Origin of the sequence: Hyphomonas sp. UBA4494, assembly GCF_002388935.1 — a bacterium.
Taxonomy (GTDB): domain Bacteria; phylum Pseudomonadota; class Alphaproteobacteria; order Caulobacterales; family Hyphomonadaceae; genus Hyphomonas.
In genome coordinates, this window is record NZ_DGNK01000021.1 from 189 (window position 1) to 8361 (window position 8173).

An 8173-nucleotide genomic window follows, 5' to 3' on the forward strand; every position below is an offset into this window, starting at 1 on the left:
AGATGGACCGCTGGTCGATCGTGACGACGCTGAACTATCTCGAACATGACGAGGAAGCCAAGATCGTCATCGCCAAGGTTCCGCTCTACGACTCAAAAGAAGGCCGCTCCGCCATCGACGCCATGGTGCGCGTCGCAGACATGACGCGCAACGCCTTTATCGCCGGCGACATCTCCACGGTCATGAGCCCACGGACGGTGATCACCTGGGCGCAGAACGCAGAAATTTTTATGAATATTGGTTACGCCTTCCGCGTAACGTTCCTGAATAAATGTGATGAACTTGAACGCCCGACTGTGGCGGAATTTTATCAGCGCGCCTTTGGCGAAGATCTGCCCGAAGCGGCGCCGCAGGTGAGCGTCGCCTAGCAGACCGCATCAACGCGCTTTCCATATACTGTAAAAAGCGCGCTATGGTGGCCACATCCCAGATGCGGACCAATATGCGTATTTTTCATAATGAAATTTCACGAGTGTACTGGCGCAGTATTGCCAATGAGCGGTTTCAGGAAATGGCCGCGGCTGACGCTGTCTTGCGCGCGCTCGGGCATTGCCCCGCATATACGGCAACTCCGCTTGTCGGTATTGATAAGCTTGCGTCAACGCTGGGCATTCGCAAAATGTCCGTAAAGGACGAAACAGACCGCATGGGCCTCGGCAGTTTCAAGGCGCTTGGCGGCGCCTATGCCGTGTTCGATTATTTGCTGAACAAGTCGCCGCATTCACAGCACGCTTCGAGCGATACGCTGATTAAATCGCTTTCGGATGCCGCTGCGGGTTCGACATTCTGTTGCGCGAGCGCCGGAAACCACGGGTTATCCGTCGCCGCCGGCGCCAGATTGTTCGGCGCTCAATGCACTGTGTTTCTCGCAGCGCCCGTTCCGGAAGCGTTTGCAGAAAGACTGCGCGAATTTGGCGCCGCCGTTGTCCGCTGCGGCGAGGGTTACGATGATAGCATGGCCGGCGCGCTTAAAGCGGCGCAGGAAAATAACTGGGTCCTGATCGCCGACAGTTCGTGGGATGGTTATCTCGATGTACCGTCGATGGTGATGCAGGGCTATGCCGTCATCGGTGATGAGGTGTTGAACGCCTGTAATGAAACAGGCGACTGGCCGAGCCACGTGTTCTTGCAGGCGGGCGTTGGCGGACTTGCCGGCGCACTCGCCAATCACATCCGCCTTACCTGGCTGCAACAACCAGCCATCATTGTCGTTGAGCCGGAAAATGCGGCTTGCCTGATGGAAAGCATGCGGAACGATCGAATGACTCGTGTTCCAGCGCCCGGCACCAATATGGGGCGTCTCGATTGCGCTGAGCCTTCCCTTCTCGCCTATGAAATTCTGAAAGAAACAGCCGACTCCTTTGTGACCGTCAGCGACCAGTCTGCGGCAGCGGCCGCACAAACCCTGACAAGCGCCGGTGTCGCGACAACGCCTTCAGGCGCGGCTGGGTTTGCAGCGTTGAACGAATTAGCCTCGCATCCTCAAGAAAAACAAATGACTGGTCTTGACGAGGCCGCACATTGCCTTGTCTTTGCAACGGAAACATCGTTGTAACTTCAGGACGGTTTCATTGCGCAAGCTGAATATCAATCGTATGCTGGAGCGAATTGAAACGCTCGGACGGATTGGCGCAACGCCGGAAGGCGGCGTCAGGCGCATCGCCGCCACTTTGGAAGATAAAGCGGGCCGCGATCAGATCGTCGCATGGATGCGCGAACTCAATCTGAAAGTTGAGATCGATCGCATCGGCAATATTTTCGGAACCCTTGAAGGCATAAATCAGCTTCCGCCGCTCATGATGGGCTCGCATATCGATACGGTCAGCAATGGCGGCAAGCTCGACGGCCCGTTAGGCGTTATCGCCGGGCTCGAAATTATTTCTTCCTTTCGCGACGCCAGCCTTATTCCCGCCCGTCCGATAACCATCGCCGTCTTTACAAATGAAGAGGGCGTACGGTTCCAGCCGGACATGATGGGATCACTTGTTCATGCCGGCGGTATGGAGGTGGAGCAGGCGCGTGCAGCAAAGGACCGAAACCGCATGTCACTGGGGCAGGCGCTCGACGATATTGGTTATTCGGGCGACCTCTCCTGCGGCGCGGTTACGCCTTCCTGGTTTCTCGAAATCCATATCGAACAGGGGCCAGTCCTTGAGGCGGAAAATATTACACTTGGCGCTATCGAAGGGGTTCAGGGAATTTACTGGACCGGCATCACGATAAAAGGACAGGCCAATCACGCTGGCACAACGCCTATGAGCCTGCGGAAGGACGCCGGTTATATCGCGGCGCGGCTGGCGGTCGAGGCGCGGAAGATCGCCTCAGAGATCGACGGTCAGGTGGCGACTGTCGGCCGGGTCGATCTTAAACCCAACCTGATCAACGTCGTCGCGGGAGAAGCCTATCTCACTGTCGATCTTCGAAACGCTAACGAAACATCTTTACGGGTCGCGCAGCAAAGACTTGAAGACGTTATCGCCGCTATCGCTCATGAAGAAGGCGCCGAAATTGATACCGAGGCTCTCGTAAGGTTTGCGCCAGTGGAGTTTGATCCGGCCATGGTAGATATCATCGAGCAGGAGGCCCGGCGCGGCGGCTTTAGCATCAAGCGCATGGTTTCAGGCGCCGGTCATGATGCTCAGATGATGGCGCGGATTTGTCCGACCGCCATGATCTTCATCCCGTCCATCGCCGGCGTCAGCCACAATCCGAACGAACGCACGCATGCGGCGGATATAGAAGCCGGTCTTGCGGTTCTGTCGCGAACCGTCGACCGGCTTCTGCAATCCTGACGCGCCGCTTCCCTATGGCGTAGCCGTCGGCAGCGTGTATCCGACTTCTGCGCCCGGCCCGAGCGGTAGCCCGAACGTCACCCAGATAAACGTCAGCGCGATGCCGCTGATCAACAGCCAGATCGAATACGGGATCATCGACGCCGTCAGCGAGCCGAGGCCGAAACCCGGCACCCAGCGCTGCGCAAAGACCAGCACAAGCGGGAAATACACCATCAGCGGCGTGATGATGTTGGTCGCGCCATCGCCCACGCGATAAGCGGCGGTTGCGCCTTCCGGGCTGATCCCCAACAGCATCAGCATCGGCACAAGCACCGGCGCCAGCAATGCCCATTTTGCGCTGGCCGAGCCGACGAAAAGGTTCAGCAGCGCCGAGAACAAGACAATCAGGCCCAGCACGATCGGCAGCGGCAATCCGCTATTCTGGATTGCGTCCGCGCCATGCACCGCCGAGATCAGTCCGAGATTGGACCAGCCGAACATCGCCACGAAATGGGCCGCCGCAAAGGCCAGCACCAGATAATAACCCATGTCCTTCATCGCCTCGGCCATCATGTTTACCAGGTCGCGGTGATTGTTGATCGTGTTGGCGGCTGCGCCATAGGCCCAGCCCGCAGCAAGGAACAGAACCAGGAAGCCCGCGACGAGCGAGCGGAAGAACGGCCCGGCCTTCTGGTACCACGGATTGCCTTCTGTGCCCGGCCCGTCGGCCAGCAGGGGCGTGCCCGGTCCGAACGTCATGAACGCCCACAAGGCGCACACGCCCAGCAGGGCGAGCCCCGCCATGCGCAGGCCCTTCTGCTGCTCGGCGGTCAGGGGCTTGTCTTCATCGCCAGCCTGTACGGCTGATTCCGGGCTTGGGACCCATTTGCCGAGGCGCGGCTCGATGATCTTGTCGGTCACGAACCAGATCACGGGCAGGTAGATGAACAGCAACGCCGCGATGAAATACGCATTGCCGGCAATGTTCATCGTCCAGCCCGCATCGATATTGCTCGCGCCATAGGCGGCCTCGGTGATGCCGAACAGCAGCGCGTCCAGCTGGCCCGGCGAAATATTGGCGGAAAACCCGCCCGACACGCCCGCAAAGGCCGCGGCAATTCCGGCCAGAGGGTGGCGCCCGGCCGAGGCAAACAATATGCCCGCCAGCGGGATCATCACGACATAGCCCGCATCGGCGGCATGGTTCGACAGCATCGCCACCAGCGCGACCAGCGGCGTCAGCAGGAATTTCGGCGCATTGCGCACCGCCGCCCGGATCGCGCTCGAAAACAGCCCTGAGCGCTCTGCCACGCCCGCGCCCAGCATCACGACCAGCACATAGCCGAGCGGATGGAAGTGCGTGAACGTCTTCGGCATATCTACCCAGAGGCGCTGTATGTTCTCGGCCGAGAACAGGCTCGCCGACTCAATGACCAGCGGCGTGCCGCCGTCTGTCACCTGCGTCGGGTGCGGCGCGCTGAAACTGGTCCAGGCCGCAATCTGTGAAATCGCCATCAGGGCGATGATCAGATAGAAGAACAGGAAGACCGGATCGGGCAGGCGGTTGCCCGTCTTCTCCACCCATCCCAGGAATCCCTTATTGGTCGCTGCTTCGGCCATGCCCATTTCCCCTGTCAAAACCAGATCAAGCGGGACACCTTATTGCCAATTGCCGCGCTGGCAATATTCCGCCCCATATCCGCCGCAGCCCGCGCACTGGTGACCCCCCGCCAAATGCGCTAATCAGGGGCCATCGTTACAAGACCGGTCCCGCCCATGCCCGATACACAACACGCCGCGCCCAAACAGGGCATTACCGACGAGGGCTACCTCACCGACAGCTGGTATCTGGCCGCGCCGTCCACCGAACTGGTCGCGGGCAAGCAGCACCGCATCATGGTGCTGGGCGAACCCGTCGTCGTCGGCCGCACGCCCAAGGGCGAACCCTTCGCCCTGCGCGACATCTGTCCCCACCGCCTCGTGCCGCTGTCTGCGGGCCAACAGCTGGAGACGGATGGCGAGTGGACACTGCAATGCCCGTATCATGGCTGGCGCTTCGGCACGGATGGCGGCTGCAAGCTGATGCCGTCCCTCACCGACGACAGCCCTTATGACCCGTCCAGGGTGAAAGTGCGCCGCTATCCGGTGCATGAGGCCAATGGCGCGGTCTATCTCTATGTCGCCCACAATCCGCGCGCGGACACGCCCCCCGTCGTGCCGCCGCCGGAATTCGGCCCGCTGCCGGACAAGCCCGGCTTTGTCATCCATGACGTGTTCAACGCGCATATGGATGATGCCGTGGTCGGCCTGATGGACCCGGCCCATGTGCCCTTCGTGCACAATCAATGGTGGTGGCGTCCGCCCTCGGTGGGCCTGAAGCTGAAGGAAAAGCCCTTCATCCCGACAGAGCGCGGCTGGGCGATTGACCGCCATCCGCCCAGCTCGAACTCGAAACTCTATCGCTGGGTGTTCGGGGATGATGTGGAAACCGAGATCCGGTTCCAGCTGCCCGGCTATCGCTGGGAAATCATCTCGAACGACAAAGCCCGCCTGCTGACGCTCACCTGCCTGACGCCTGAGGCCCCGAAACGTACACGGATCACCCAGTTCACCTGGTGGACCGGCGCGCCGCTCCTCCACCTCGCCGTGCCCATCGCCAAGCCGATGGCCCGCAAATTCCTCCGCCAGGATGGCGACATGGTCGATCTGCAAAATCAGGGCATGGCCCACCAGAAAGCCATGATGTGGATCGACGACATCGACATCCAGGCCAAATGGTACCAGCGCCTCAAACGTGAGTGGACGGAGTGCCGCTCAGAAGGCCGCGAGTTTGCGAACCCGATTGAGGCTAGGGTGCTTAGGTGGATGAGTTAGGAGAAAATTATAGACCTCCAGTCGAATCCTATTCTATTTGAGGTTATGGATACTGATGACGATTCACGAAATTGGCACGACGGTTGTGAGAAATGCGAAGCGAGAAACGCGTTTGTAATTCCTGAAATTATCGCTGAATTTCAACGCTACAATGTGGAGGCTTCTGCTTTTGTAGGAAGCGCAACGGCCTATATCCCCCATAAAGTCACATCTGAGTATCCGCTTCGGGCCTGCGTACTCATTGACCCGCATATTCGAAGAATGAATTTTTCCAACTCCGTCCACATTGAGGCAAAGACCGTTGAACGGATAGTGGAGGAGTTTGAGAGTGCTATCCTGCCGCAAGCTCTAGATGCCTTGGTGGTATCGAATACGTTGCTCGAATTTGAATTGCAGGAAGCATTTGTAGCAAGTTGTTGGAAATCATTACGTAATGGCGGGCGTTTGCTGATTTTTCTTCCCGATGTTCTGGAAGATGTCGTAGGGGCCTATATTCGAGGAGATCATGACGCTCTGAAAAATTTTTCCGAAGGGTGCCACCAGCTCACGAAAAAAGACAAATTTACCGAGAAGGATTACAATTTCTTCGCGCAGCGAAACGTTACAATCTTGGCAAAGTTTCTAGATTTAGGATTTGTCCTGAGAAAGTTGAAGCTCTCCAAGACAACCCCAAAGTATGTTATGATGCTTTTGGAAAGAACCGATGCCCACTAGCCTAAAGCTCATAAGTGATAATGAAGACAGATTTGAACGGCTGAGCCCTTATTTGCGGGCAGCGTATTTGGCGCTCTCAATTTCGGCCCGACCGAACCATGTGCGGGAAATTATCGAAAAGATTGATCAATTTGAATTGCACCCAAATATTCATGTCGGTCAAACACCCGAAAAAACTATGAATGCACGACTTTCGGAGCATATTTTGCTTGAGGGTGCTAACTCTCTATTCTGCCGAACTGGCCCAAACACATTTTATCTCCGTCGCCTTGATTCAGAAGACAGCTCGCTGACCGAGTACGAGCGAGTATGGCATATCGCGAGAACGAAGCAGGTCACAAACGAGAGGGTTTTGGTGGCTCCGTATGGGGAGCTTTCAAAACGAGTGAGTGGGAGGTTTGTTGGGAGTGGCGATGTTTCCTTTTCGGATTTGGAAGATATTTGCTTCTTTATGCATCGTCCTGAGGCCGAGCTTGATAAGTCTGTAAAACAGTTTGTCACATATACGACCGTCAGAAGCAATCATAGCTATTTGGTGTTTCGTCGCGGATCCTATTCGAATCCGAGTAGGAATTTAAGGGATACTTTATCCATTGCATTTGGCGGTCACGTCACCGATGAGGATTTCGATCTGTTCACGGAGGGGGATCAAGCGTTTTTGAACAACTCTTCCCGAGAGTTGATGGAGGAACTGGCGCTTCCTGCTGAGCTCAACGATGTTGATCTGGTTAATCGTATATCGTCTATACAAGGATATATAAATGTGGATGACAATTCTGATGCTCGCCAGCATATAGCTGTGGCGATTACGGTTGATTATACGCTAAATGAGATGCCTCGAAGCGGTGAGCTCGGTATAACGAATGTAGATTGGTTCTCAATAGAAGACTTGAGGGTGCACAGGCATAGGTTCGATTTGTGGTCGCGGTTTATAATTGATCGAATTTGTGAGGGTGATAATGATGAGTTCTCGAAAAGAAGACTTACTTCTTGAGTTTGAGGTTGCCCGACAAAATCGACGGTTTGAAATCCAAATGTTTTGGCAGAGGGCGAACTATTTCTCTGTACTGAATACCGCTCTAGCCATTGGGGCTTATTCAGTTGGGTCAAGCGCCGTCGCCCTATTTATTTGCGGGTTCGGTGCACTGTGTGCGTTTCTGTGGGTGAAAACCAACTTGGGCGCGAAGTATTGGCAGTCCTTCTGGGAAAATGAAGTTCGAAGACTTGCCGATGAACTTGGAATATACGCCTTGTCGCTGAGTGACGCGCAAATTTACGCACAGTCAAACGCAATTGAAGCTCACGAAGATGATCGACCGCATAAGCGATGGCTGAATAGAAAAATACGTAAAAATCCGTCTGTCAGTTCGAATATGATATGGCTTTCTATCTTCACATTCATTGCTTGGATTCTTGCTGCCGCTGTCTTCCTCGGATTGATGGTGTATGGATTTTTTTGCGGCCCTCCAATTTACGGTAAGCCGTTCTAATCCGTCTGAGAACTCCCCGCCCCATACTAAGCGTCTGCTCTCACAGGAGCCGGATCAGGTACCGTTCTGGTTGTGGGGGCAGGGTCAGGAGGGTGCGGGTGGGAGAGACGGTCTCGCCGGTGCCTAGGCAGGTCAGGCCAGGGTGGGCTTGCGAAGGCAAGTTGGGAATCCGCCTCGTCCGGTAGCCCGGGAGCAATCCCCGGATGGGCCATGCGTGGGAAAGCACGGTGGATCCGTTCGCGCGGCGTCGGTAACGAAGACCCGGGACCATGGGCCCCCATGCGGGTGCTCGCCGAAACTCCTGTCCGGCGCGGCGGGCGG

General features: G+C 56.5%; 8 protein-coding genes. 7 read left to right on the forward strand and 1 reads right to left on the reverse strand.

All coding sequences use genetic code 11. The features are described from left to right. From B2P82_RS08110 to B2P82_RS08120, 3 genes are all read left to right on the forward strand, one after another. Positions 1-368 (forward strand): CbbQ/NirQ/NorQ domain-containing protein (locus tag B2P82_RS08110; protein ID WP_290496338.1); only part of this gene is annotated, 368 nt, incomplete at its 5' end. A 74-nt stretch (positions 369-442) separates the two neighbouring features. Then, on the forward strand, positions 443-1555 hold the full coding sequence (locus B2P82_RS08115; protein ID WP_290496340.1) for a diaminopropionate ammonia-lyase: 1113 nt from the start codon (positions 443-445) through the stop codon (positions 1553-1555). 16 nt (positions 1556-1571) lie between these two features. Continuing rightward, positions 1572-2792: a M20 family metallo-hydrolase gene (locus B2P82_RS08120; RefSeq protein ID WP_290496342.1), complete on the forward strand. Its 1221-nt coding sequence runs from the start codon at positions 1572-1574 to the stop codon at positions 2790-2792. Between the two features lie 12 nt (positions 2793-2804). Here the strand turns inward: B2P82_RS08120 and B2P82_RS08125 are convergent, their stop codons facing one another. Continuing rightward, positions 2805-4400, reverse strand: a complete 1596-nt coding sequence (locus B2P82_RS08125; protein WP_349679740.1) for an AbgT family transporter — start codon at positions 4398-4400, stop codon at positions 2805-2807. Positions 4401-4550: 150 nt separating this feature from the next. Here B2P82_RS08125 and B2P82_RS08130 point away from each other — a divergent pair, with 150 nt between their 5' ends. The 4 genes from B2P82_RS08130 to B2P82_RS08145 are packed head-to-tail and all read left to right on the forward strand — an operon-like array spanning position 4551 to position 7852. Further along, positions 4551-5648 (forward strand): Rieske 2Fe-2S domain-containing protein, encoded by a 1098-nt coding sequence (locus tag B2P82_RS08130; protein WP_290496346.1) that lies wholly within the window; start codon positions 4551-4553, stop codon positions 5646-5648. 45 nt (positions 5649-5693) lie between these two features. Then, entirely contained in the window at positions 5694-6362 is a 669-nt protein-coding gene (locus tag B2P82_RS08135; protein WP_290496348.1) for a hypothetical protein, read from the forward strand. Beyond that, complete coding sequence (locus B2P82_RS08140; protein WP_290496350.1) at positions 6352-7356, forward strand: HTH domain-containing protein; 1005 nt, start codon at positions 6352-6354, stop codon at positions 7354-7356. Before B2P82_RS08135 ends, B2P82_RS08140 begins: the two co-directional genes overlap by 11 nt. Then, positions 7322-7852 (forward strand): RipA family octameric membrane protein, encoded by a 531-nt coding sequence (locus B2P82_RS08145; RefSeq protein WP_290496352.1) that lies wholly within the window; start codon positions 7322-7324, stop codon positions 7850-7852. Before B2P82_RS08140 ends, B2P82_RS08145 begins: the two co-directional genes overlap by 35 nt. The last annotated feature ends 321 nt before the right edge of the window (positions 7853-8173 follow it).

Bases quoted from the DNA above. Each gene is read 5' to 3' on its own strand.
- B2P82_RS08130 (WP_290496346.1), top strand. From the start codon at position 4,551: ATGCCCGATACACAACACGCCGCGCCCAAACAGGGCATTACCGACGAG.
- B2P82_RS08140 (WP_290496350.1), top strand. From the start codon at position 6,352: ATGCCCACTAGCCTAAAGCTCATAAGTGATAATGAAGACAGATTTGAA.
- B2P82_RS08145 (WP_290496352.1), top strand. From the start codon at position 7,322: ATGATGAGTTCTCGAAAAGAAGACTTACTTCTTGAGTTTGAGGTTGCC.
- B2P82_RS08135 (WP_290496348.1), top strand. From the start codon at position 5,694: ATGGATACTGATGACGATTCACGAAATTGGCACGACGGTTGTGAGAAA.
- B2P82_RS08115 (WP_290496340.1), top strand. From the start codon at position 443: ATGCGTATTTTTCATAATGAAATTTCACGAGTGTACTGGCGCAGTATT.
- B2P82_RS08125 (WP_349679740.1), bottom strand. From the start codon at position 4,400: ATGGGCATGGCCGAAGCAGCGACCAATAAGGGATTCCTGGGATGGGTG.